The following is a 24,639-nucleotide window of genomic DNA, read 5'->3' as shown; positions in this document are numbered from 1 at the left end:
GATTATTATGGAAGAAAAAGTTTTTGAAATTTTAGAAGATATTTGTGAAGAGGATTTAAGAGACACTCCTGATTTAAATATCTTTGAAGAAGGTCTAATGGATTCTCTAGGACTTGTTAGATTTATTGTTGAAGTTGAAGAAAGATTGGGAATAACTTTAGGAATAATGGAATTAGATAAGGAAGTTGTTAATACTCCAAATAAAATAATTGAATTTTTAAACAGTAGGAAGTAAAAATGGAGTTTTTTAGTGGATTAAATTTCTGGGTAGTATTTATTTTGATATCTATACCTGCGATTATTTTAGGTATTAGGGAAAAGAAAAGTAAATACTATATCTTAGGGGTATCTCTAGTTTTTTGCTTTTTAGTATATTCAAAAAAAATAAATTCTCTTATCTCGTTAATTATTTTTATACTATATGAATTTTTATTAATAAAAATATATTTAAAACTTAAAATAGAGAAAAATTTTGGAAAAGTTTCTATATTTGTATTTTTAAGTTTATTACCACTTATTTTGGTTCGCTTATTACCATTTACGAAAATTAATTATAAATTAGGTTTTTTAGGAATATCATATATAACTTTTAAAGTAATGCAAATACTTATAGAAATTAAAGATAATTTAATAAAAGAAGTGAAATTTGTTGACTATTTATCTTTTATGATATTTTTTCCAACCCTTGCATCAGGTCCAATTGATAGAAGTAGACGATTTTTTAAAGATTTGGAAACTACAGTTAGTAGGTCTGAGTATTTAGATAAGTTAGGTAAGGGAATAGAGTATATATTACAAGGTCTAGTTTATAAAATGATTTTATCTCAACTGCTTTATGATAAAATCAATGTTATTTCTGAAATGAGATATACAATTCCTAATCTATTAACTTATATGTATTTATATGGTTTTTATTTGTTTTTTGATTTTGCGGGGTATAGCTTAATGGCTGTTGGAGTTAGTAAAATTTTTGGAATTGAAACTCCGATGAACTTTAATAAACCGTTTTTGGCAAAAGATATGAAAGACTTTTGGAATAGATGGCATATTAGCTTATCACATTGGTTTAGAGATTTTATTTTTAGTAGATTAGTTTTTACAATGTTTAAGAGAAAAACTTTTAAAAGTTCGCTAACTACTGCTATGGTTGCCTATGTAATAAATATGACAGTAATGGGTATTTGGCATGGGTTAAACTTCAGTTATCTTTTATATGGATTGTATCATGGAGTTATTCTTGCATTTACAGAATTATTTCAAAAGACTAAATTTTATAAAAATAATAAAAACAAAAAATGGTTTGAATACACATCTATTTTTATAACTTTTAATTTGGTTATGTTTGGGTTCTTTATATTCTCAGAAAAATTTGTTTACATTTTACGAGTAATAGGAGGTAGATTATGGTAAAAAAAGAAACAAAAGAATTCTTATTTAGAGTTGTGTTTTATACAATAATGATTACCTCACTAATAATATTTTGTATATTATATGATTTTAATGTTGTAAAAGAATTTATATATAGTAATTTTTAAAATAATATTTAAGGATTAGAATAAATATTTATTATTTATAGAAATTCATTACAAAAAAGGAGTAACTGCTATATGTTACTCCTTATTTTTTTAATCTTCATTTTCTAGTAAATCTTTTTGTAATTGTAAAAAACCTAATCTTCCTAAATGCATTATATCTTTGAAAAAATATGGTTTATAAGAATACATACTGTAATCTGTAAGCTGGACTTCATTTTCAGATGCTATTTTTTTTATTTTATCATAATATTCATTTATTGAGTCTTTAGAAATTCCAGTATAATCTGCCCAGTAACCTTGTAATGGAATCATTATCAAATTAACTTCGTAACCAAGTTCTTTAGCAACGTTAATGAATAACTCTAAATCTTCATACTCAGGACTTTCAGAATAGCTTTGTTTATTCATATAGCCTTCGTATTTTTTTAAATCATTTCTTATATATTCGTTATAATATTCATTTTCTATATAAAACTTATTATTATATGTCTCTTTTTTTGCTCTTTCAATAGCTTTTTCTTCTAGAACATCCCAATTGAGTCCATTGAATTTTCTACAATTTACTGAGCTATCATATTTATATTTTTTAACGAAATTCCTCTTTTCCTGTAAGTTGTATTTATACTTAAAAATAGGATTAATAAGATTGTTAAAGAATTTAGGTGAAAAGATATTATCTAAAGTCGAATTTATAAAACTTGTTGAATCCGTTAAATTTTTTATTCTGTTGTACATTTTTTCTTTAGTACTATTGGAAATATTTTTATTACCAAAGAAATGATAAAGGTGATCTAAAGAAACCCTACTTTCAAATGCTTCTTTTGCTATACCATTTTTTTCAAACCATTGCATTGATATTATTAGATTGACTTTTTTAACAGGAATGTCACTTCCGATAGAACCTAGAACAATTGATTGTAATAAGCTTTGATAATGGCCACCACCGATTTGCATGATATTCTTATCAGAATAATCTAATAAGTGTTTTGGATGTTCTTCATTTTCTAAAGTAGCAACAAGTTCAGAAGAACCCATAAGTAAAATTGTATTTTCATCTATATTTTTTGTTAATACATCGTAAGAATTATATTTTGAATATAGAGTATTATATTTTATACTATTATTTTTTACAGTTATATCTTTATCAATATTTTTAGAATATGATGTTAATATAAATGAAGAAAGAAAAATAGACAAAATAAATGAAATTGCTAATGCTTTTAATCTTTTCATAAACACTCCTAAAAATTGTTATATAGTTTTTTAAACAATAAACTATATTTTTATGTTTTTTTCATCTAAAATATTAAGAATAAGAAAAGTATTTTAATATTTAAATAAATTATATCATAGTAGTTTTTTATTATCAACATAAGTCATTTTTGTAATATATCGTCATAATAAATAATGTAGTATAAATTTAGCTAAAGTTTTTTATTTTTATAAATTTTATGTTATAATATTAATCGTGTGATAGATATATAATATTTTATATTATATTTTTAGTTTAGTTTAAAGTTTGTGTTATAAACTTATTAAAGACTATTTGTAGATTTTTTAAAATTTTTTATCATATTTAAACTTTTAAAAAATCTATAATTTTTTGTTTATTAAATGATGTTATATTGAAACATTTTATATATTAAATTTTAGGAGCGTTTATGAAAAGATTAAAAGCATTAGCAGTATCGATAATTTTATCTGTAATTATTTCTTTTACATTTTTACATTTTTATACTAACAGGGAGAAAAACGAATTTGATGAATTAACAGTTAAAAATAATTCTATAAGATATAATGACTCTCCAAATAAATATAAATCTCATGATGCAATTACAAAAAACATAGGAAAGGGTACTATTATACTTTTAGGATCTTCTGAACTTATAGTAACTAGTGATTGGAAAGAACATCCAAAACACTTATTAGATTATTCTGATAAGAATATCATGCAAATTGGAGAAGGGTTTTATCAATCTTTAATTCAAGCTATAACTTTAGGTTCTATTGGTGAAAAATCTCCTGTAAAGACTGTTAATTTAATATTGTCTATGCAATGGTTTGAAAAGCATGGATTAAGTCCCGAAGCATTTCAACCAAGGTTTTCAATAGACCATTTATATAATTTATATAAGAGTGAAAAAATTTCTAAAGAAACTAAAGAAAAAATATATGATAGAATTTTAGAACTTTCAAAAAATAATTCTATTGTAACTAGAATGGTAGAAGGATTAAAGAGAGATAACCCAGTTGACAATGCCATAAATCAAGCTAATGCTGAAAAATATAAATTAATTGCAAACAGTAAGTTTTTAAAGTCATACCATAGAGATGATAGTGTTAATGATAAAAAAGCACCTAAAGAATTTGATTGGGATCAGTTAAGAAAAGAAGCATTAGAAACAGCCAAAGAAGAATCAAATGAAAACAAATTTTTTATGTATAATAAATATTTTGATAAAAACTTTAAGAAAAATTTTGATAAATTTAAGGGATCGGCTAAAAACACTAAGTATAGAAGTGAAGAAGAATATGGTGATTTACAATTATTTTTAGATGTCGCTAAGGATTTAGGATTCAAGGTAAATTTAATTTTAGTTCCACTTCAAGGACATTGGGCGGACTATACTGGTGTTCCTCAAGATGAGATAGAATACTACTATAAGAGAATTAGAGAAATTTCTGAAAAGAATAATGTAAATTTGATAGATTATAGTAAATATTCTTATACAAAATATTTCTTTAAAGATGCTACACATTTGGGAAGACTTGGACTGTTGCAATTACAGGAAGATTTATTAAAATATAATGATTAAGTATTACCGAAAAATATTTTAAATTTGATATATTGTCCTAAATCATTGCAAAAAATTTAAAAATGTTATATAATGAGTAGCCAGCAAAATTTTAGGAGGAAATTATGGATTTAAAATCAAAAATAAGAGTTATTGAAGGATTTCCTAAAGAAGGAATCAGTTTTAAAGATATAACTACATTAATTAGTGATGCAGAAGCTTTTAAAGAAGCTGTAAATATTATGAAAAAAAATTTAGAAAATAGAAATATAGATTATATTGTTGGACCTGAAGCAAGAGGATTTGTTTTTGGATCTGCTGTTGCTTATGCTTTAAATATTGGGTTTATTCCAGTTAGAAAACCTGGAAAATTACCTGGAGAAACTGTTTCTTATGAATATGCATTAGAATATGGAACAGATGTACTTGAAATATGTAAAAATTCTTTAAAAGCTGGTGATAGAGTAGCAATAGTGGATGATTTACTTGCTACGGGTGGAACAATTAATGCCTGTGCAAAATTAATAGAATCACAAGGTGCAGAAGTTGTTTCAATGCAATTTTTAATGGAGTTAACAGACTTAAAAGGTAGAGAAAAAAATAAAGACTATCAAATAGATGCTGTGTTGGAGTATAATATTTAATGAGAATTGATAAATTTTTAAAAAATTCAAGACTTATAAAGAGAAGGACTGTTGCAAAAGAGGCTTGTGAAAAAGAAAGAGTTTTTAGAAATGGAAAGGCTATGAAACCATCCGATGAAGTCAAAGTTGGAGATGTTATAGATTTGAAATTTGGAAATTCTGAAGTTAAAATTAGAGTTTTAGATATAACTGACAGTCAAAAGAAAGAAGATTCACAAAAAATGTATGAAAATCTTTAAAAGTATTGAAAAATTATATATTTTATTATATAATCTATGTTAGATGGGAGTGATGACTTGATGAATAAAAGAAATAAGGGTCGAATTAGAGTTTACAGTTTAATATTTCTTGTTTTATGTATAGTTTTTGGAAAGACTTATGTTTATCAAGTCAAAGAAAAGAACAGATTGAATAATAAGATTCAAACTTTACAAGAAAGAAAAGATAAATTAAACTCTGAGATTGGAGAGGCTAAAGAAAATCTTCAAAAAGTTGATAGTGAAGAATTTATAAAAAAAGTTGCTAGAGAAAAACTTAAAATGGTTGAAAAAGATGAGATAGTTGTAAAGTATAAAGATAATGATTAGTTTGATTTAGTGAAGAAAGGGGACCGAGTTTTTGCTCGGTTTTTTAATTTTTATGAGAAAAGAATTTTTAAAAAAATTAAAAAGCTATGGTATAGAAAGTTCTAGAATTTTACTTGCTGTATCGGGTGGTAAAGATTCTATGACTATGCTTGATTTGTTTAGTTATTTTAAGGATGAGTTAAAATTAGATTTAGTTGTTTGTCATTTTAATCATTCTTTAAGAGATGATGCAGACAGAGATGAAAAATTTGTTAAATCTCAATGCAAAAAATATGGATTAAAATTTTATTCCAAAAAGGAAGATGTTCTCCTTTATTCTAATGAAAATAAATTGTCAACTGAAGAAGGAGCAAGATTTTTAAGATATAAATTTTTTGATGAAATAAAAAGAATTGAGAATCTTGATTATATAGCAACTGCACATAATAAAAATGATTTAGCAGAAACTGTTATGATGAGAATTCTACGAGGAACTGGAATTAATGGACTAATAGGAATACAATCTGAAAGAGGAGATTTAATAAGACCAATTTTAGATTTTTCAAGAGAAGAAATAGAGAAATATATTGAAAAAAATAATATACCTTTTGTTGATGATAAAACTAATTTTGAAGATATGTATTTAAGGAATAAAATTAGACTAAATTTATTTCCAATTCTACAAAATGAATATAATCCTAAAATTTCTGATGCACTTTCAAGATTATCAAACATTGCTTTTGATTTTAGTACAATTTCAAGAGAATATATTTTATCAAAAGAAGGTTTGTTGTGGGAATTTAGTAAAGATAAAATACTTGTTTATATTGAAAAGTTAAAACTTCAGTCTAGGTCTTTTAGAAATATTATGTATAGAGAATTTTTTGAATTTATAAGTAAAGATCCAGATGGAATAAATTTTAAAATAATTGAAGAAATTGATAATTTGATTTTCTCAAAAACGGGTAAATATATAGAAATTAAAAATGTAATTTTTAAAATTGAATATGATAAACTTCTCATTTTTGATAAAAATATTAATGAAAGTGTAGAAACAGATTTTTATTATGAAAATTTGGATTTTTCTTTGTATTCTACAAGATTTTTTGATATAATTATAGAGCAGTCGAATTTTGATGAATTTACAAATTTAAAACAAAATAAGAATTTGCTTTTCATAAATAAAAAATATCTAAAATCTTTAAAAATTAGAAATAGAAAAAATGGAGATTTTTTAGAATTTGAATTTGGAAAGAAAAAACTAAAAGATATATTTATTGATGAAAAAATAAGTAAAGAAATTAGAAATAATATTCCTATTTTTGAAATAGATAATACTATTGTTTGGGTCCCAAATACTAGAAGATCTAATAGATATTTGGTTGATGGAAAAGATGATATTATAAAAATTAAAGTTTTATCAAAGGAGAATTTATGGAGAGATTAGATAATGTCGTAAAGTCAGATATGAAGGATTTGTTATTTGATGAAAAAACTATTAAAAATAGAGTTGAAGATCTTGGTAAAGAAATAACTAAACACTACGAAAATGATGAATCTGAACTTGTGGTAGTTGGAATTTTAAGAGGTTCTACATTGTTTTTTGCAGATTTAATTAGATATATAAATCTACCTATTTCAATAGATTTTATGGCTATTTCATCTTATGGTAATTCATCCGAAAGTGGGGTTGTAAAAATCATTAAAGATTTAGAAGCGGATGTTACTGGAAAAAATATTTTGATTGTTGAAGATATTATCGATACAGGAAAAACTTTAAAATATCTTTTAAATTATTTTAAAGAAAGAGGAGCTAAAACTGTTAAAATTGCAAGTATGTTAGACAAACCAGAAAGAAGACTTGTTGAAATATCAGGCGATTTTGTAGGTTTTGCGGTTCCAAATGACTTTATTGTTGGTTATGGATTAGATTATAATCAATCATATAGGAATTTACCATATATAATTTCTCTAAAAGAAGAAGTTTATAAATAGAGAGTAATAGGAGGAAAAACGTGAATAAAAAAACTAAAGCATATCTAGTGTATTTGGTGCCAATCTTATTTTTAGTTGTATATTTTTTTGTTATAAAAACTTCAACTCCTGTAGTTAAAGAATATACAGTTACAGAGATTGTATCAAAAATAAAAAATGATGAAGTCTCAGAGATAACAACTCAGGGTTCATATATAACCGGAAAATTAAATGATAAGGATAAAACGGAATTTAAAACATATTTACCACAAGAATTTAGATTTCAATTTTATGAAAATTATTTAAAATCAAAAGTAGAGAATAATACTTTGAAATATAATGGTAAAGCTGAACCTACAAAACCTTTTTATCTTGAAATTTTACCAACTCTATTACTTTTGGTAGGACTTGGAGTTGTTTGGTTCATATTTATGAAACAAGCTCAAGGTGGCGGAAAAGTAATGAACTTTGGAAAGAGTAAAGCAAGACTTCATAAAGATAAGAAAAATGAGGTTACTTTTAATGATGTAGCTGGTCTTGAAGAGGAAAAAGAAGAATTACAAGAAATAGTAGACTTCTTAAGATCACCAAAAAAATATAGTGATATTGGTGCTAGAATTCCAAAAGGTGTTTTACTTGTAGGTCCTCCAGGAACTGGTAAAACTTACCTTTCTAGAGCAGTAGCTGGCGAAGCTAAAGTTCCGTTTTTTAGCATAAGCGGTTCAGACTTTGTTGAAATGTTTGTTGGAGTTGGTGCTTCAAGAGTTAGAGATTTATTTGAAGAAGCTAAAAAGAATGCTCCTTGTATAATATTTATTGATGAAATTGATGCTGTTGGTAGAAGAAGAGGTGCAGGACTTGGTGGTGGACATGATGAAAGAGAACAAACATTAAATCAATTACTTGTTGAAATGGACGGTTTTGGTGTGAATGAAGGAATCATTGTTATGGCTGCAACAAATAGACCTGACATACTTGACCCTGCTATTTTAAGACCGGGTAGATTTGATAGACAAATTTATGTTGGAATTCCGAATGTAAAAGAAAGAGAAGCAATACTAATGGTTCACACTAGAAATAAAAGATTAGATCCAGATGTAGACCTAAAAGCTATTGCAAAACATACAACAGGATTTACTCCTGCAGATCTTGAAAACTTGTGTAATGAGGCAGCTCTTTTATCTGCAAGACAAAACTTAAAGAGTATTCCTATGAGAATATTTGAAGAAGCTGCAATAAAAGTTGTTGCAGGACCTGAAAAGAAATCAGCTGTTGTAACTGATAGAGATAGAAATATTACAGCATATCATGAAGCGGGACATGCAATTGTGTCAAGATTTGTACCATTGTCAGATCCAGTACAAATGATTACTATTGTTCCAAGAGGAAGAGCTGGTGGATTTACAGCATATACTCAAGATGAAGATAGTCAATATATGACAGTTAAAGCAATGAAGTCAAGACTTGCAATGATGCTTGGTGGACGTTCAGCAGAGCTTATAATTTTTGAAGATTTTACTACTGGTGCTTCTAATGACATTGAGAGAGCAACTAAACTTGCGAGAAGTATGGTTACAACTTATGGTATGAGTAGCAAGATTGGACCTATAAATTATGATATGGGTGAAGAAGAAACTTTCTTAGGTAGAGACTTTGGTAAAGGAAGAACTTACTCAGAAGATATTGCAAAACTTATTGATGGAGAAGTTAAGGATTTACTTGATGAAGCTTACGAAACTGCTAAAAATATTTTAAATGAGAATGTGGAATTTTTACACATAATAGCAAAAAAACTTTTAGAAGTTGAAACTATAAGTGGAAAAGACTTCGAAACTATGTATAATAAATATATGGGAATTGAAGAAGAAAAAGAAGAAACTACAGAAGAAACAATTTTTGGAGAAGAAAATACTATTGAAGAAACATCAAATGAAGAAAACAATGCAGATTCAACTGTAGTAGAAAAAACTGAAATAGATGAAAATTAAAATTAAGTAGAAGTTCGCTTCTACTTAATTTATATGGAGGATTTTATGGGAAGTAATGATTTTTTATTAATAATTTTTGGTATAGTTTTAATTTTTGTAATTAAGAAAATAGTAGCTATATTTCAAACAAGAAAAAAATTAACAGGTGAAGTTCAAACTATTACTCTTAGAGGAAGAAAAGTATTGTTTGGGCTATCAGTAGCTTTAGTTGGATTTGGAATTGCATATGCAGTAAAAGTTCAAGACATTTTTAGTATAGTATATGTATTAATTGGTTTGACTTACTCTATAGTTTCTCTTGATAAATTATACATTGGCGAAAATGGATTTTGCTTTGATGGAAAGTTTGGAGAATTTAAAAAAATAAAAAAATGGGGTGCCATTAGTAATAAATTTTTTGAAGTTCAAGTTTCTGGAGATTTAAAAGATGAAGTACTAACTATTCCACTTGATAAAGAAAATTCTGATAAATTGTCTGCAATTATAAAACAACATAAGTCAAAATCAAAGGCGAAAAAATAATGAAACTTTATGAAAAAGATAATTTAGTAATTTTAGAAGATGTTGAGAATTTTGATGCTAGAGCTATATTTACTTGTGGGCAAGCTTTCAGATGGTATGAAGAGAGTGATGGAAGTTTTACAACAGTCCATTTAGGAAGAGTTTTAAATGTTTTAAACGAAAAAGATATGGTTGTATTTAAAGGAACGAATTTGGAAGAATTTAAAGAAATTTGGATTGATTATTTTGACTTGAATACAAACTATAAGGAGATAAGAAAAGAGCTATCAAACAATGAAATTTTAGCAAAGGCGATGGAATATGGAAAAGGTATTAGGATATTAAATCAAAATCATTTTGAAATGTTAATTAGTTTTATAATTTCAGCTAATAATATGATTCCTAGAATAAAAAAATCTATCGAAGTAATCTCCATGAGATATGGGAAATTTATCTGTGAAGATGAAAATCGAAAATATTATTCATTTCCAACGGTAGAAGAATTGAGTAAGGCAACTGTTGAAGATTTAAGAGAATTTGCAAAAGTTGGATTTAGAGATAAGAGAATTTTTGATACAGTAAATATGATTTTAAATGAAAAAATCGACTTAGATAATTTTGAAAATTTAGAAACTGATATTTTAAGAGAAGAATTATTAAAATTTTCAGGAGTTGGAAATAAGGTTGCAGATTGCATAATGCTATTTTCATACAAAAGAGGAGAAGTTTTTCCGGTTGATGTTTGGATAAAAAGAGTGATGGAAGAACTTTTTATAAAAAAAGAAACTCCTGTTAAGAAAATTTCAAAGGAAGCAGATAGAATATTTGGTAAATACGCTGGATATGCACAACAATATCTTTTCTATTATGGAAGAGAAGAAAAAATAGGAAAGTAGAATTATGTACCGATTTAATCGGTACTTTTTTTATATTATTTTGTTTAATATTTTAAAATTTTAATAAAAAATTTTAAATTTTTAGTAAAAAAGTATTGAATAAAGATTTATTTGTGATATAATATTTATTGTTTAATATAGGGATATTTATAGTTTAATATAGTGTTATATTAGGAGAAAGAAAAGTGGATATTGGAGAAAAAATTAAAAATTTAAGAACCATTTTGGGACTTACACAAGAAGAACTCGCAGAGAGAGCAGAGCTAACTAAAGGCTTTATTTCTCAACTTGAAAGAGGACTTACTTCACCATCAATTAGTTCTTTAGAAGATGTTTTAGAGGCACTTGGGACTAATATTTCAGATTTTTTTAAAGAAGAGAAAGAAGAAAAATTTGTTTTTCAAAAATTTGATGCTTATGAAACTATTTTTGAAAATGGAAATAGTAAATTAGAGTGGATTGTTCCAAATGCACAAAAAAATTCAATGGAACCGATTATAATAACTTTGAATGAACAAAAAAGTTTTTCAAGGACTTATGAACCTTTTGAGGGAGAAGAATTCGGTTATGTTTTGAAGGGAAAAGTTGAACTTCATCTTGGAACAAAGGTATTTGTTTTAAAAGAGGGTGAATGCTTTTATACGAGTGGTCAATTTGAAAGAAGTATAATAAATTTGTCTAAAAAAGAATCTAAGGTTTTGTGGATTACTAATCCACCAAGTTTTTAGGAGGAATATATGGGAAATCATGCAGTCGAATTAGTTAATATAAATAAAAGATTTGGAGATAATATTGTTCTTGACGATATAAATTTATATATTAGAGATAAGGAGTTTTTAACTCTTTTAGGTCCATCAGGTTGTGGAAAGACAACTACATTAAGACTTATTGGAGGTTTTGAAACTCCTACAAGTGGAAAAATTTTATTTGAAGGAAAAGACATTTCTAATGTTCCTCCTTATGAAAGAAATATAAATACAGTCTTTCAAAAATATGCTCTTTTTCCAAATATGAATGTTTATGAAAATATTGCTTTTGGTCTTAGAATTAAGAAAATGCAAGAAAGTATTATTAATGAAAAAGTTAAAGAAATGCTAAGACTTGTAAACTTGAAAGGGTATGAAAAAAGATCTATTCTATCTTTAAGTGGGGGTCAACAACAAAGAATTGCAATTGCAAGAGCTTTGGTAAACGAACCAAAAGTTTTACTTTTAGATGAGCCACTTGGTGCTTTGGATTTACAACTTAGGAAAGATATGCAAGTTGAGCTTAAAAATATTCAAAAGAGAGTTGGGATTACATTCGTTTATGTAACTCATGATCAGGAAGAAGCTCTCACAATGAGCGATACTATTGTAGTTATGAATGATGGTAAAATTCAACAAGTTGGAACTCCGATAGATATTTATAACGAACCTAAAAATGCCTTTATAGCTTCTTTTATTGGAGAAAGTAATATTTTAGGCGGAGTTATGAATGAAGATTTTGTCGTAAGTTTTTCAAATAGAACATTCAAATGTGTTGACAAAGGCTTTGCACCAAATGAAGAGATTGATGTAGTAATTCGTCCAGAAGATTTGGAGCTTGTTGATGAAGAAAATGGAATGTTGGTAGGTATTGTAAAGTCTGAAATTTTTAAAGGAGTTCATTATGAATTACTTGTTAAAGTTGGAGAAGTTGAGTATATGGTTCATTCCACGATTACAAAACCTATAGACTCAAAAGTTGGACTTAGAGTTACACCTGATAATATTCATATTATGAAAAAAGGAGCTAAAGAAATATAAATGAAATTTAAGAGGTTTGCATATCCATACGTTGTATGGTTAGTGATTTTTATTGTTGTTCCTCTTGTTTTCATAGCAAAATATTCAGTTGACTATGGAGGAGAAAATTTTCTTTTTTCATTGGAACATTACAAAAGATTTTTTAACCCGACTTATATTAAAGTTTTATTAAGATCTTTAAGAATGGCGGTTTTATCTACAGTATTATGTCTTATAATTGGCTATCCTTTTTCATATTTTATTTCAAAGTTTAAAGTTAAAACCAGAAATATGATGATTTTGTTGGTAGTAATTCCAATGTGGATGAACTTTTTACTTAGGACTTATTCTTGGATTAGTATTTTGAGTAAAAATGGACTTTTAAATTCAATTTTGAATTTTTTTGGACTTCCAACTGTAAATTTAATGTATTCTAATGTATCAATTTTAATAGGGATGGTATATAACTTTTTACCTTTTATGATTTTACCTATTTATACAACTTTGATTAAGATAGATAAGGAATATATTGAAGCATCTCATGATTTAGGTGCTAATAGACTTAAGACTTTTACTAAATTAGTATTTCCTATGAGCTTGCCTGGAGTTATTACGGGAATTACAATGGTATTTATTCCTGCAATTTCAACTTTCGAAATATCTGCGCTTTTAGGTGGAAATAAAGAGAATTTAATAGGGAATATAATTGAACAACAATTTAGAGTAACAGGAAATTGGAATTTTGGTTCTGCAATGAGTATGGTGCTTTTAGTTATGATTTTGGTTTCACTTTTCGTTATGAATAAGTTTGATCCAGAGTATTCAAAAGAGGTGGAAAATGGAAAATAAGTTAAAAAAATTATATATTTCATTAGTATTCATATTTATATATGCACCAATTTTTGTGCTTATACTTTATTCATTCAATGATTCAAAACTTAGAGGCTCTTTTACAGGAATTACTTTTAAATGGTATGTTGAATTATTTAATGATAAAGAGGTCTTGAGAGCTCTATATTATACAATACTGATTGCTGTTCTAACTACGGTAATTGCAACTTTTATAGGTACTGTTGCAGCTATCGGGATATATTATATGAAAAAAAGTGAAAAGTTTGTAGTTTTAAATTTGAATTACATTCCAGTTTTAAATCCAGATATAGTAATAGCTATTTCATTAATGGTTTTATATAAAGTTTTTAATATCGATTATGGATTTTTGACTTTGCTTGCTTCACATATCGTACTTGCGACGCCTTATGTAATACTTTCTGTTTATCCAAAGATGAAACATATGAATAAATTTTTACCTGAGGCAGCCATGGATTTAGGGGCAACACCTTTTTATGCTTTGAGAAAGGTTATTTTACCAGAAATTAAGCAAGGAGTATTTGCTGGAGCATTACTTGCGTTTACTCTTTCATTAGATGATTTCGTTATAGCATATTTTAATAGTGGAAATGGTGTTGTAAACTTAAGTACACAAATATACTCTATGGCAAGAAAAGGAATAAATCCATCAATAAATGCTCTTTCAACATTGATGTTTATTGCAATGTTAGTTCTTTTACTAATAATAAATAAGAAAAGTGAGGATGGTATATTATATGACTAAAAAAAATATATTTTTGAATGTACTTTTTTCATTTTGTATGATTTTTTTACTATCTTCTTGTAGTAAAAGAGAGGGAAATGTTGTAAATATGTATAATTGGGGAGAGTATATAGATAAAGAAGTTTTGGATGAGTTTACTAGAGAAACTGGAATTAAAGTAAATTATGAAACCTTTGTTACTAATGAAGATATGTACTTGAAGATAAAACAAGGTGGAAGTAATTATGACATAGTTGTCCCTTCTGATTATATGATTGAAAAGATGATTAAGGAAGATATGCTTGAACCAATTGATAAAAGTAAACTTTCAAATTTAAAAAATATAGATGAGAAATTTTTAAATAAGAGCTATGATCCTGAGTCAAAATATTCAATTCCTTTATATTGGGGAACATTAGGTATTTTGTATAATAAAAATTTAGTTGATGGAGAAATCACTTCTTGGGCTGATTTATGGGATGAAAAGCATAAAGATAAAATTGTTATGTTGGACAGTTCAAGAGATAGTTTTGCAGCAGCGCTTTTAAAAAATGGTTTTTCGATGAATTCAAGAAATAAAGAAGAATTAGAAATTGCTAAGAAAGATTTAATTAAACAAAAAAAATCAATACTTGCATATCTTGTTGATGAGACAAAAGATAATATGTTAGCTGAAAATGCTGCAATTGCTGTGATGTACTCTGGAGATGCAACAGAATTGTTAGATGCAGATGAGAAGTTTGAATATGTAAAACCTAAAGAGGGGACAAATCTTTGGTTTGATTCAATGGTGATTTTAAAAAATTCAATAAATAAAGAAAATGCTCATAAGTTGATAGATTTTTTAATTAGAAAAGATATTCTTTCGAAGAATATGAACTACACATATTATGCAGTTCCTAATCAAGAAGTTATTAATGAGAATGAACTAGTAAAATCTGTAACAAAAATTGATGATGAGTATTTCAAAAAAATGGAAGTATTCAAAGATCCATCAGACTTTTTAAAAGAATATGATAATATCTGGACTGATGTAAAAGCAGATTAGAAAAGAGCATAGATTAAAAATCTATGCTCTTTTAAATTTAATATTATTTAGCTAATAAATATTCTAACATTAATTTACAAGTATTTTCTATACCTAAGATATGAGTTCTTTCATAACTATGGCTTGCATCAACTCCTGGGCCAATTAATGCACAACGAATATCATGTCCTGCTCTAAGTGCAGCAGTTGCATCTGATCCATAATGTGGATAAATATCTATTCTATAATCAATTTTCTTTTCTTCAGCAATTTTTCTCAATTTATTTCTCATTCCTAAATCATAAGGTGTTGTAGAATCCATTGCACATATTGTTACAGCTTTTTCATCGGATTCTTGTCCAACTCCCGGAGCCGCCATATCTACGGCAAAGAATTCAACAGTATTTTCAGGAACAAAACTTGAGCCATGACCGATTTCTTCATAATTACTTATGAAGAAATTAATTGTATTTTTCGGGTTGATTTTGTTTTCAACTAAATGTTTTGCAAGTCCCATCATTGCAGCTATACAAGCCTTATCATCCAAATGTCTTGATTTGATAAAACCTGAGTCATAAATTCTACATCTTGGATCTAAACAGATAAAATCTCCAACAGAAATTCCAAGCTTTCTAACATCTTCAGCAGTTTTAACATCTTCATCAATTCTGATTTCCATATTTTTTATTGAGCGTTGACCGGTAGTCGTAGTATCATAAACGTGAACTGACGCTTCATTATATAGAGCAGTTCCCGGAATTAATTTTCCGTTATAAGTTTTGATAAATACATTTTCAGTTTCAACACTTGTTGGAGAAAAACCACCAACTAAGCTAAAAGCTAGACGTCCATTCGCTTTTATTTCCTTAACCATTAAACCTAAAGTATCAACATGACCTGAAAAAGTTATAGCTTCTTTTTCTTCACCTTCTATTGTAGCTATAAGAGCGTTCTTATTAGTTCTTCTACAAGGAATGTTCAATTCCTTAAACTTTTTTTCCATAAAACAAATTGCGTTTTCAGTGTCTCCAGTAGGACTGTAGATGTTTAATAACTCTTCAAGTAAATTTTTAACATAATTTCTATCCATAAAAACCTCCAAATATATTTAATACAAATATTATACACGATATTAAATATATTGTAAATTATCCCAAAATTGACAATGGTATCATAAAATGATATACTTTCATTGATTTTAATGGAATAGAGGAGATACTATGAGCATTTTGACGAATAAAAAATTTAATTTAATTATAAATATTTTGATTGTTTTTATCTGTATTTTAATGTTAATCTTTCTTAAGGCGAGAACTTTTGAAAAAGTATTAATTATTATGATTTTAATTTTAAAATTATTAAGTGTTTTTGATTTTTTTAAAAATAAAAGAATAGAAGAAAAACAGGAAGTAAAAAAAAGTGGGAAAAAGAAAAAGGGAGCAAAATAAAGCTCCCTTTAAATTTTAATTTTTTAAGCATCAGATCTTGAAAAACCATTTTTCATTTCACAGCTTGCTGTGTAAAGAACTTTGCCTAATAAATCAATTGTTTGTTTTCTTAATTCTGTTGCAATTTCTTCATTTGCATTTTCACAAAATTCAACAATTTTTCCTTTAGCTACTTTTTTACCTAAGAATTTATCGTCGTATTTATTAATTATTTCATTACATTTTGATTGAATAGCTAATTGATAACGTTCAATATGTGAACTACAAGAAGCATAATGAGCATCTGCTAAAGCTGCTACTAAACGATTTGTCCAATAGAAATCATCTGTAGTAGGTACTCCTGTAGTATTTGCTAGATATTCAGGTGTCTTATCTATATTTACATAGAAAGGAATCATTGCATTAAATACATTTGAACCAAGAGCAAGCCATTCAATGCTTCTAATTGCTTCAGGCATATAAGGTCTTATTTGTACAAGACCTAAGAAATTATTTCTATTAATTCCAATTGGTCTGAATTTTCCTTTTTCATCTGAGAATTTGCCATAAGGATCATAAGGTGTTCCTTGGAAATGATTAGAAAGTGCATATTTAATATCTTCAACAGTTATTTTTTTATCTGGAGTTCTACACCATGGTATATCATCTGATTCTGGTACATAATCAGCTTCCATTCCATCCCAATAATTTGTAAGTGGATTGAAATATCTTTGTAATACCCAAGCACGAGGAGTATTATAAGTATGATCTGCATCAGAGTGACTACCAAAAGCGTCTCTAGGGTTTAAAGATCCATCAATAGAAAGATCTAGATGATATCTATTTATAAAATCTTTTAAGTCAGCAGAACACATATATTCTTTTTGTTCTCCAAAAGCATCTTCTAAATCAAAATAATCAAGACCAAGTTGATTTGGCATAATTACATAGCAATCGTCAGGAACACGTCTTGCAATCCAATGATGACCTCCGATAGTTTCTAACCACCAAATTTCATTAACATCTTGAAAAGCTATACCATTCATTTCATAAGTGCCATACTTTTCTAAAATTTCTCCAAGTCTAATTACACCTTCACGAGCAGATTTAATATATGGTAAAACTAAAGTAACCATATCTTCTTCACCAATTCCGCCTACTTTTTCAGGAACATAATCTTTATCACCTTTTTTTCCTACTGCAGGAACGAATTCTACAAGAGGATCTGCACCTAATACTCTTTCATTTGAAGTTAAAGTTTCAGTTGCAGTCATAGAAATATTTAATTCATTAACACCACAAGCACCCCAAATTCCTTCATTATCAACTGCATTAGGCATGCAAGTATAACGCATAGGATTAGTAGGTAAGTCAATTTTAACATGAGATAAAACTGATTTATATTTTACAGGTTGTTCCTTTGGATGAACAACTATAAACTTCTTTTCACAAAATTGACCTGATGGAGAGTCCTCATTACGAGCAACCATTGTTGATCCATCATAAGTAGCATTTTTTCCAACTAAAATTGTAGTACAAGCCATAATAAAATCTCCTTTCAAAATATAACTTTTTTGCATAAATTGTGTAACATTTCATCTATGCTACAACTATATTATACTCTGAAAAAAATAAAAAGTAAATATATTTAATAATAAATATCAAAAAGAAGTAAATAATCTAAAAATTTTTAAATTCCTCTTTCAGCCATAATAATTTCAATTTCATTTTCGTTAATTCCTACCATAGCTTCTCCAAGATTTTCAGAGACTTTAGCAATAACCTTAGGATCATTGTAATGTTTAACTGCTTCAACTATTGCCTTAGCTCTTTTTTCAGGATTTCCTGATTTAAAAATTCCAGAGCCCACAAAAACACCTTCAGCTCCCAATTGTCTCATAAGAGCTGCATCTGCCGGAGTTGCAACGCCACCTGCTGAAAAATTAACAACTGGAAGTTTTCCGTTTTCATGAACATATTTTAATAGTTCATAAGGAACTTTAAATTCTTTAGCCTTTTCAAATAATTCATCTTCTGCCATTGCAGTTACTTGTCGAATTTCTCCTTGAATTTTTCTCATATGTGATACAGCTTGAACAACATCTCCGGTACCTGCTTCTCCTTTTGTACGAATCATTCTTGCACCTTCTTGAATACGTCTTAAAGCTTCTCCTAAATCTCTTGCACCACATACAAAAGGTGTATTGAATTTTGTTTTATCTACATGATGAATATTATCAGCAGGGGATAGCACTTCACTTTCATCAATGTAATCTATTCCTATTTCTTGTAAAATTTGAGCTTCAACAAAATGTCCGATTCTGCATTTTGCCATAACAGGAATAGAAACAGCTTTCATTATACTTTTAATCATTGCAGGGTCGCTCATTCTTGAAACACCACCAGCAACACGAATATCAGCAGGAATTCTTTCTAAAGCCATTACAGCTACTGCACCTGCTTTTTCGGCTATCTTTGCTTGTTCTGGTGTTGTAACATCCATTATAACTCCGCCTACAAAATTTTGTGTTAAATCTTTCTTTTTCATAATAACCCTTTCTCCTTAAATATATTTTATACAAAAAGTATAATATATTTTTGATACTAGAGAAAGAACCAAAATTGATATAAAAAATGGTATCAGATTATTTTTTTATCACACATAAAATTTTTCCTTTATCAAAATTTATCTTTGCAGAATTAGACTGTATAATATTGCTCATACAAAGCGAATCACCTTTTTTAAGAGTAATATTTTCTATATTATATTTAAAGCCTTCTAATTTTAAATTTTTTATTTCTTCTGAAAATGGTATAAAAGAAATTTTAGTATTTAGTTCATTTTTAAAATAAAATTCTTTTTCTATTTTAAAAAGCAGCTCATTTTCTTTCAACAAAAATAAATTATCATATTTAAACATTAAATTAATATTTGTAAGTTCATGATCTATATCTCCACCGAATGCACCAATACAATAGATTTTATCATAAAGCTTATCTTTAATATGGTTTAAAATTAATTCAGAATCTGTAAAATCTTTATCTTTAGGGAATTTTTTTATAATTACATTTTTTTCTTCGTAAAAACTTAAAATATCTTTATCAATTGAATCTAAGTCTCCCCAAATTTCATTTGGGGTTAAATTCAATTCGTGACATAGATTAGCACCGCCATCTGCACAAAAGATATCTCCATTATTTTCCATAAAAAAATTTTTAAAAAAATTTACATTTCCTAAAAGTTTTCCATTAAAAAATATATAAGCAATTTTCATAATTTTTCTCCTAACTTTATTATAATTATATTTTAACATAATTTTAAAAATTTTAAACTATTGAATATTTTAATTAATAAGGGTATAATTTAATAAATTGAAGTTTAAATTTTAATTAAAAGGAGTAGATACTATGTACTTAGAAAAAATAAATTCGCCAGATGATGTAAAAAAATTATCTATTGACGAGTTAAAAGAGTTAGTTGTAGAACTTAGGACACATTTATTAAAAAGACTTAGTGCAAAGGGAGGGCATATTGGTCCTAATCTTGGATCGTTGGAGTTTACACTTGCACTTCACTATGTTTTTGACTCACCAAAAGATAAGATTGTATTTGATGTGTCTCATCAAACTTATGTTCATAAGATGTTGACTGGAAGAAAAGACGCTTTTATGATTCCTGAAAAATATGGATCAGTTACAGGTTTTACTTCTCCAAAAGAAAGTGAACATGATTTTTTTACAATAGGTCATACTTCAACTTCAATAAGTCTTGCTTGTGGTCTTGCGAAAGCTAGAGATTTAAAAGGAGATAATGAAAATATTATTGCTGTTATAGGAGATGGTTCCTTAGGTGGAGGAGAAGCTCTTGAAGGTCTTAATAATGTTTATGAACTGAAAAGTAATATAATCGTAATTATAAATGATAATGATCAATCTATTGCTGAAAATCATGGTGGACTCTATAAAAATCTTCATGATTTAAGAAAAACTAAAGGCAAAGCAGAAAATAATCTATTTAAAGCAATGGGTCTTGATTATTTCTATGTTGATGATGGTAATGACATTGAAGAACTTATTTCATCATTTAAGTCAGTTAAAGATATTAAAAAACCTGTAGTTGTTCACCTTTCAACAACTAAGGGGAAGGGATTTAAGCCTGCAGAAATTAATAGAGAGAAATTTCATTACGGAGCACCTTTTGATATTGATACAGGAGAATTTAAAACTTTTGGGAATGTACAAAATGTAGAAAACTATAAAAACTTAACTGTCGATTATTTATTGAATACAATTAAAAAAGATAAAACAGTGGCAATTTTGAATGCTGGGACACCAGGAGCTTTTAGATTTTCAAAAGAAATTAGAGAAGAAATGGGCAAGCAATATATTGATGTTGGAATAGAAGAAGAACATGCAGTTGCAATGTCTTCAGGACTCGCAAAAAATGGAGCAAAACCAGTTTTTTGTATATATAGTACATTTATGCAAAGAACATATGATCAACTTTCTCAAGATTTGTGTTTAAATAACAATCCTGCATTAATATTAGTCTATGGGGCATCAATTTATGAAGAAAGTGATGCAACACATCTTGGAATTTTTGATATACCAATGATTTCAAATATTCCAAACTTGGTTTATCTTGCCCCTACTAATAAAGAAGAATATTTTAAGATGCTAGATTGGGGTTTAAATCAAACTGAACATCCAGTAGCAATAAGAGTTCCTGTAGTTGATGTTGTATCAACAGGAGAAGAAGATAAGACAGACTATTCTATACTAAATAAATACAAAGTTACTAAAAAAGGAAAAGATGTAGCTATAATAGCTCTAAGTAATTTCTATAATTTAGGAAAAGAAATAGCAGATGAACTGGGTGACGTTACTTTAATTAATCCTGTATATATTACTGGGTTAGACGAAGAATTATTAGAAAAATTAAAGGAAAATCACAAATTAGTAATAACATTAGAAGATAGTGTACTTGATGGAGGTTTTGGAGAAAAAGTTTCAAGATTTTATGGCACTTCGGATGTTAAAGTTAAAAACTATGGAATTAAAAAGAGTTTTCCAGATAGATTTGATGTAGAAGAATTTCTCATGGAAAATGGAATTTCAAAAGAACAAATTATTAAAGATATTAAAGAATTATTAGCTAAATAATTCTTCGGTAAAGATAAAGGAGGTACTAGTTATGAGTAGAAAATTAGTAGCATATTTTAGTGCAACTGGGGTAACTAAAAAGCTTGCAGAAAGAGTTTCAAAAATTGTTGGCGCAGATTTACATGAAATTGTTCCTAAGGAAATTTATATAGAAGAAGATTTAAACTGGATGAATGAAAATAGCCGTAGCAGTATCGAAATGAAAAATAAATCATTTAGACCTGAAATAGCAAATAATGTTGATAATATGGCAGATTATGACACTATTTATGTAGGATTTCCGATTTGGTGGTATGTAGCACCTACAATTATAAATACTTTTTTAGAAAGTTATGATTTAAAAGGAAAAACTATTATTCCTTTTGCAACTTCCGGACAAAGTTTAATGGGAAATACAAACGAAGAATTGAAAAACTCTTGTAAAAATTCAATTCTAAAAGAAGGAAGAAGATTTGACATTAAGGATAGTGACGAAGTAATAAAAAATTGGATTGAAAACTTATAAAAAAATTAGCCGACTTAATTTTAAGTCGGCTATTTTTGTATAAAAAAAGAGATTTCAGATGAAATCTCTTTAGATTATAATTAGCATCCACAACCACATGAACATTCATTATGATTTCTATTTTGGTATCTTTGTTCAACTATATCCCAGTTTACAACTTTCCACCATTCTTTTAAGTATTCAGCTCTTCTGTTTTGGTATTTTAAATAATAAGCATGTTCCCAAACATCATTGCCTAAAAGAATTATTTTACCACAAGAAATAGGGCAGTCTTGGTTTGGAGTAGCAATTACATCAATATTTCCTTCTTTATCAGAAATTAGCCATACCCAACCTGAACCAAATTGTCCAGCACCTTTTTTGTTGAATTCTTCTTTAAATGCTTCAAAGTTTCCAAATTTTTCATCTATTTTTTTAGCTACTTCTCCAATAGGTTCTTTTGAACCACCTGGAGTCATGCTTTCCCAGAAAACATTGTGGTTAAAAACTCCACCAACATTATTTTTTATTCCATTCTTTTTATCTTCTGGAGCATGATCTAAATGTGTTAATATTTCTTCTAATGAAGCTTCTTCAAACACTGTATCTTTAATTAAGTTATTTAAGTTATTTACATAAGTTTGATGATGTTTATCATGATGAAATTCCATAGTTTCCTTGTCTATAACAGGTTCTAGTGCATCATAAGCATAATTTAATTTTACTAATTCAAAAGCCATTTTTTCCTCCTAAATTTTTCATTATTATTTAAAAACTTATTAGTTTTTCAAATCTAATTTACCCATAGGAATACCTTTAAAACTTTAATAATTATTATCAATAAAATAAGGTTTTTTATAATAAAACTTTGCTATTGAAGTTTTTTAAAAATGTGATATACTATGAACTGGAGGTATTTATGAAAATTATAATTGTTGGAGCAGGTAAAGTTGGAGAATATTTATTTACCGATTTAAATACAGAAGATAATGATATTATTTTAATAGAAAAAAGACAAGAAATTCTGAATGAAATGTTATCTAAATATGACATTATGGGGATTTTAGGAAGTGGTACAAATTTTGAACTTTTAGATGAAGCAGGAGTAAAAGATAGTGATGTTTTTATTGCTGTAACTGATAGTGATGAGATAAATATCATATCTTGTATTTTTGCTAAGAATATGGGTGCAAAGTATACAATAGCTCGTGTTAGAAATCCAGAATATTCTTCTAAATCTGGTTTTGTTAAGGAAGTATTGGGAATTGATTTAGTTATAAATCCTGAATTTGTAGCTGCAAGAGAAATATCTAGAGGATTAAAATATCCTTCTGCTCATTCTGTTGAAACATTTGCAGATGGTCGAGTAAAACTTATAGGTGTATCTATTGGAAAGGATAGCCCTATTAAAGGCACTAAAATTGTAGATTTACAACAAAAATTTAATATAAAAATTTTAATTGGAATAGTTGAAAGAGAGGAAGAAATTTTTATTCCTTCAGGAGACTTCGTTATTAAGGAAAATGATAAAATTTATTTTACTGGAACTGATGAATTTGTATATAAATTTTATAACATTATTAAGGGTGGAGATAAAAAAATAGAATCTGTTTTTATAATAGGTGGAAGTAGAATTTCTTATTATTTAGTTTCTAATTTGATTCGTGAAAATATTAAAATAAAATTAGTTGAAGTTAATAGAGATTTAGCAATGTCATTTAGTGAAAAATTTCCATCAAACGTTAAAGTTATTTGTGCAGATGGTTCAGACTCTGATGTTTTAGATGAAGAGGGATTAACAAATTATGATGCTTGTGTAGCTTTAACAGGTATTGATGAAGAAAACATTATGTTAGGAATGTTTGCAGAAAAATCAAATGTAAAAAAAGCAGTAGCAAAGGTTAGTAGAATTTCCCTTTTAAATATAATTCCACCTACTGAAAGATTTTCATTTGTAACACCAAAAAGATTGGTTTCAGATATCATAATTAGTGTTGTAAGATCAATTATTAATAGTGAAGGTTCTAATATAGAGACTTTACATAGATTATCAAATAATGTGGAAGCAGTTGAAATAAAGGTTAATAAAAAGTCTAAAGCTGTAGATATTCCACTAAAAGAGCTTGAAATAAAGAATAATGTACTTATAGCATACATAATTAGAGATAATAAATTAATTTTCCCAAGTGGAGAAGATTCTATAATGGTAAATGATACTGTAATAATAATTTCAAAGGCAAATTTAATACAAAATATAGATTGTATTTTGGTATAGGTGT

At 27.3% G+C, this 24,639-nt stretch carries 27 protein-coding genes; 21 read left to right on the top strand and 6 right to left on the bottom strand.

What is annotated here, in order from left to right; all coding sequences use genetic code 11:
- Positions 1–7 precede the first annotated feature (7 nt).
- The 3 genes from dltC to VJI77_RS01725 are packed head-to-tail and all read left to right on the top strand — an operon-like array spanning position 8 to position 1,535.
- Positions 8–235, top strand: coding sequence for a D-alanine--poly(phosphoribitol) ligase subunit DltC (dltC, locus tag VJI77_RS01735; protein WP_293438696.1), 228 nt, complete (start codon positions 8–10; stop codon positions 233–235).
- 2 nt (positions 236–237) lie between these two features.
- Entirely contained in the window at positions 238–1,410 is a 1,173-nt protein-coding gene (gene dltB / locus VJI77_RS01730) for a D-alanyl-lipoteichoic acid biosynthesis protein DltB (protein ID WP_323988007.1), read from the top strand.
- Positions 1,404–1,535 carry a hypothetical protein gene (locus VJI77_RS01725; protein ID WP_009372389.1) on the top strand — a complete coding sequence of 44 codons (132 nt, stop codon included), beginning with the start codon at positions 1,404–1,406 and terminating at the stop codon, positions 1,533–1,535. The genes dltB and VJI77_RS01725 overlap by 7 nt, the downstream gene beginning before the upstream one ends.
- 90 nt (positions 1,536–1,625) lie before the next feature.
- On the opposite strand, the gene dltD (VJI77_RS01720) is transcribed toward VJI77_RS01725, so the two are convergent.
- Positions 1,626–2,768 (bottom strand): D-alanyl-lipoteichoic acid biosynthesis protein DltD, encoded by a 1,143-nt coding sequence (dltD, locus tag VJI77_RS01720; RefSeq protein ID WP_293438702.1) that lies wholly within the window; start codon positions 2,766–2,768, stop codon positions 1,626–1,628.
- A 428-nt stretch (positions 2,769–3,196) separates the two neighbouring features.
- On the opposite strand from dltD (VJI77_RS01720), the gene dltD (VJI77_RS01715) reads away from it, so the two are divergent.
- The 14 genes from dltD (VJI77_RS01715) (at position 3,197) to VJI77_RS01650 (ending at position 15,307) form a co-directional block, all read left to right on the top strand.
- Positions 3,197–4,351 (top strand): D-alanyl-lipoteichoic acid biosynthesis protein DltD, encoded by a 1,155-nt coding sequence (gene dltD, locus VJI77_RS01715; protein WP_323988006.1) that lies wholly within the window; start codon positions 3,197–3,199, stop codon positions 4,349–4,351.
- Between the two features lie 104 nt (positions 4,352–4,455).
- The gene (locus tag VJI77_RS01710; RefSeq protein ID WP_009372315.1) at positions 4,456–4,974 is read left to right on the top strand and encodes an adenine phosphoribosyltransferase; all 519 of its coding nucleotides are present in this window, start codon (positions 4,456–4,458) and stop codon (positions 4,972–4,974) included.
- On the top strand, positions 4,974–5,213 hold the full coding sequence (locus VJI77_RS01705) for an RNA-binding S4 domain-containing protein (protein ID WP_323988005.1): 240 nt from the start codon (positions 4,974–4,976) through the stop codon (positions 5,211–5,213). The genes VJI77_RS01710 and VJI77_RS01705 overlap by 1 nt, the downstream gene beginning before the upstream one ends.
- Positions 5,214–5,273: 60 nt before the next feature.
- A complete protein-coding gene (locus VJI77_RS01700; RefSeq protein WP_009372834.1) occupies positions 5,274–5,561 on the top strand; it encodes an FtsB family cell division protein in 288 nt (95 codons plus the stop codon).
- 31 nt (positions 5,562–5,592) lie between these two features.
- Positions 5,593–6,987, top strand: coding sequence for a tRNA lysidine(34) synthetase TilS (gene tilS, locus VJI77_RS01695; RefSeq protein ID WP_323988004.1), 1,395 nt, complete (start codon positions 5,593–5,595; stop codon positions 6,985–6,987).
- Positions 6,975–7,535, top strand: coding sequence for a hypoxanthine phosphoribosyltransferase (gene hpt, locus VJI77_RS01690; RefSeq protein WP_009372489.1), 561 nt, complete (start codon positions 6,975–6,977; stop codon positions 7,533–7,535). The genes tilS and hpt overlap by 13 nt, the downstream gene beginning before the upstream one ends.
- Positions 7,536–7,555: 20 nt before the next feature.
- Entirely contained in the window at positions 7,556–9,502 is a 1,947-nt protein-coding gene (gene ftsH / locus VJI77_RS01685; protein WP_323988003.1) for an ATP-dependent zinc metalloprotease FtsH, read from the top strand.
- Between the two features lie 45 nt (positions 9,503–9,547).
- Positions 9,548–10,024, top strand: a complete 477-nt coding sequence (locus VJI77_RS01680; RefSeq protein ID WP_313960904.1) for a DUF5673 domain-containing protein — start codon at positions 9,548–9,550, stop codon at positions 10,022–10,024.
- The gene (locus tag VJI77_RS01675; RefSeq protein ID WP_323988002.1) at positions 10,024–10,899 is read left to right on the top strand and encodes a DNA-3-methyladenine glycosylase family protein; all 876 of its coding nucleotides are present in this window, start codon (positions 10,024–10,026) and stop codon (positions 10,897–10,899) included. The genes VJI77_RS01680 and VJI77_RS01675 overlap by 1 nt, the downstream gene beginning before the upstream one ends.
- 185 nt (positions 10,900–11,084) lie before the next feature.
- A complete protein-coding gene (locus VJI77_RS01670) occupies positions 11,085–11,627 on the top strand; it encodes a helix-turn-helix domain-containing protein (protein ID WP_004833108.1) in 543 nt (180 codons plus the stop codon).
- 9 nt (positions 11,628–11,636) lie between these two features.
- A complete protein-coding gene (potA, locus tag VJI77_RS01665) occupies positions 11,637–12,686 on the top strand; it encodes a spermidine/putrescine ABC transporter ATP-binding protein (protein ID WP_323988001.1) in 1,050 nt (349 codons plus the stop codon).
- Positions 12,687–13,514 carry an ABC transporter permease gene (locus VJI77_RS01660; protein WP_004833110.1) on the top strand — a complete coding sequence of 276 codons (828 nt, stop codon included), beginning with the start codon at positions 12,687–12,689 and terminating at the stop codon, positions 13,512–13,514.
- Positions 13,504–14,280, top strand: a complete 777-nt coding sequence (locus VJI77_RS01655; RefSeq protein WP_269722443.1) for an ABC transporter permease — start codon at positions 13,504–13,506, stop codon at positions 14,278–14,280. Before VJI77_RS01660 ends, VJI77_RS01655 begins: the two co-directional genes overlap by 11 nt.
- Positions 14,273–15,307, top strand: coding sequence for an ABC transporter substrate-binding protein (locus tag VJI77_RS01650; RefSeq protein WP_323988000.1), 1,035 nt, complete (start codon positions 14,273–14,275; stop codon positions 15,305–15,307). The genes VJI77_RS01655 and VJI77_RS01650 overlap by 8 nt, the downstream gene beginning before the upstream one ends.
- A 43-nt stretch (positions 15,308–15,350) precedes the next feature.
- Here the strand turns inward: VJI77_RS01650 and VJI77_RS01645 are convergent, their stop codons facing one another.
- Entirely contained in the window at positions 15,351–16,376 is a 1,026-nt protein-coding gene (locus tag VJI77_RS01645; RefSeq protein ID WP_323987999.1) for a M42 family metallopeptidase, read from the bottom strand.
- Positions 16,377–16,506: 130 nt separating this feature from the next.
- On the opposite strand from VJI77_RS01645, the gene VJI77_RS01640 reads away from it, so the two are divergent.
- Positions 16,507–16,734, top strand: a complete 228-nt coding sequence (locus tag VJI77_RS01640; RefSeq protein WP_323987998.1) for a hypothetical protein — start codon at positions 16,507–16,509, stop codon at positions 16,732–16,734.
- A gap of 23 nt (positions 16,735–16,757) precedes the next feature.
- Here the strand turns inward: VJI77_RS01640 and VJI77_RS01635 are convergent, their stop codons facing one another.
- The 3 genes from VJI77_RS01635 to VJI77_RS01625 all read right to left on the bottom strand — a co-directional run bounded on the left by VJI77_RS01635 (position 16,758) and on the right by VJI77_RS01625 (position 19,988).
- Complete coding sequence (locus tag VJI77_RS01635) at positions 16,758–18,257, bottom strand: C69 family dipeptidase (protein ID WP_323987997.1); 1,500 nt, start codon at positions 18,255–18,257, stop codon at positions 16,758–16,760.
- Positions 18,258–18,403: 146 nt separating this feature from the next.
- Positions 18,404–19,261, bottom strand: a complete 858-nt coding sequence (gene pdxS / locus VJI77_RS01630) for a pyridoxal 5'-phosphate synthase lyase subunit PdxS (RefSeq protein ID WP_323987996.1) — start codon at positions 19,259–19,261, stop codon at positions 18,404–18,406.
- A 97-nt stretch (positions 19,262–19,358) separates the two neighbouring features.
- A complete protein-coding gene (locus tag VJI77_RS01625) occupies positions 19,359–19,988 on the bottom strand; it encodes a thiamine diphosphokinase (protein WP_323987995.1) in 630 nt (209 codons plus the stop codon).
- Positions 19,989–20,121: 133 nt separating this feature from the next.
- Between VJI77_RS01625 and VJI77_RS01620 the strand changes: the two genes are divergently transcribed.
- Positions 20,122–21,876: a 1-deoxy-D-xylulose-5-phosphate synthase gene (locus tag VJI77_RS01620; RefSeq protein ID WP_323987994.1), complete on the top strand. Its 1,755-nt coding sequence runs from the start codon at positions 20,122–20,124 to the stop codon at positions 21,874–21,876.
- Positions 21,877–21,907: 31 nt separating this feature from the next.
- Entirely contained in the window at positions 21,908–22,381 is a 474-nt protein-coding gene (locus VJI77_RS01615) for a flavodoxin (protein WP_323987993.1), read from the top strand.
- Between the two features lie 80 nt (positions 22,382–22,461).
- Here VJI77_RS01615 and VJI77_RS01610 read toward each other — a convergent pair whose 3' ends face one another.
- Positions 22,462–23,100 (bottom strand): superoxide dismutase, encoded by a 639-nt coding sequence (locus VJI77_RS01610; protein WP_323987992.1) that lies wholly within the window; start codon positions 23,098–23,100, stop codon positions 22,462–22,464.
- Between the two features lie 179 nt (positions 23,101–23,279).
- Here VJI77_RS01610 and trkA point away from each other — a divergent pair, with 179 nt between their 5' ends.
- On the top strand, positions 23,280–24,635 hold the full coding sequence (trkA, locus tag VJI77_RS01605) for a Trk system potassium transporter TrkA (RefSeq protein ID WP_323987991.1): 1,356 nt from the start codon (positions 23,280–23,282) through the stop codon (positions 24,633–24,635).
- Positions 24,636–24,639 lie beyond the last annotated feature (4 nt).

This window comes from Parvimonas sp. D2, assembly GCF_035282635.1.
Taxonomy (GTDB): Bacteria; Bacillota; Clostridia; order Tissierellales; family Peptoniphilaceae; genus Parvimonas.
Note: the sequence above shows the minus strand (reverse complement) of the source record. Positions and strands in the feature narration are given on the sequence as shown.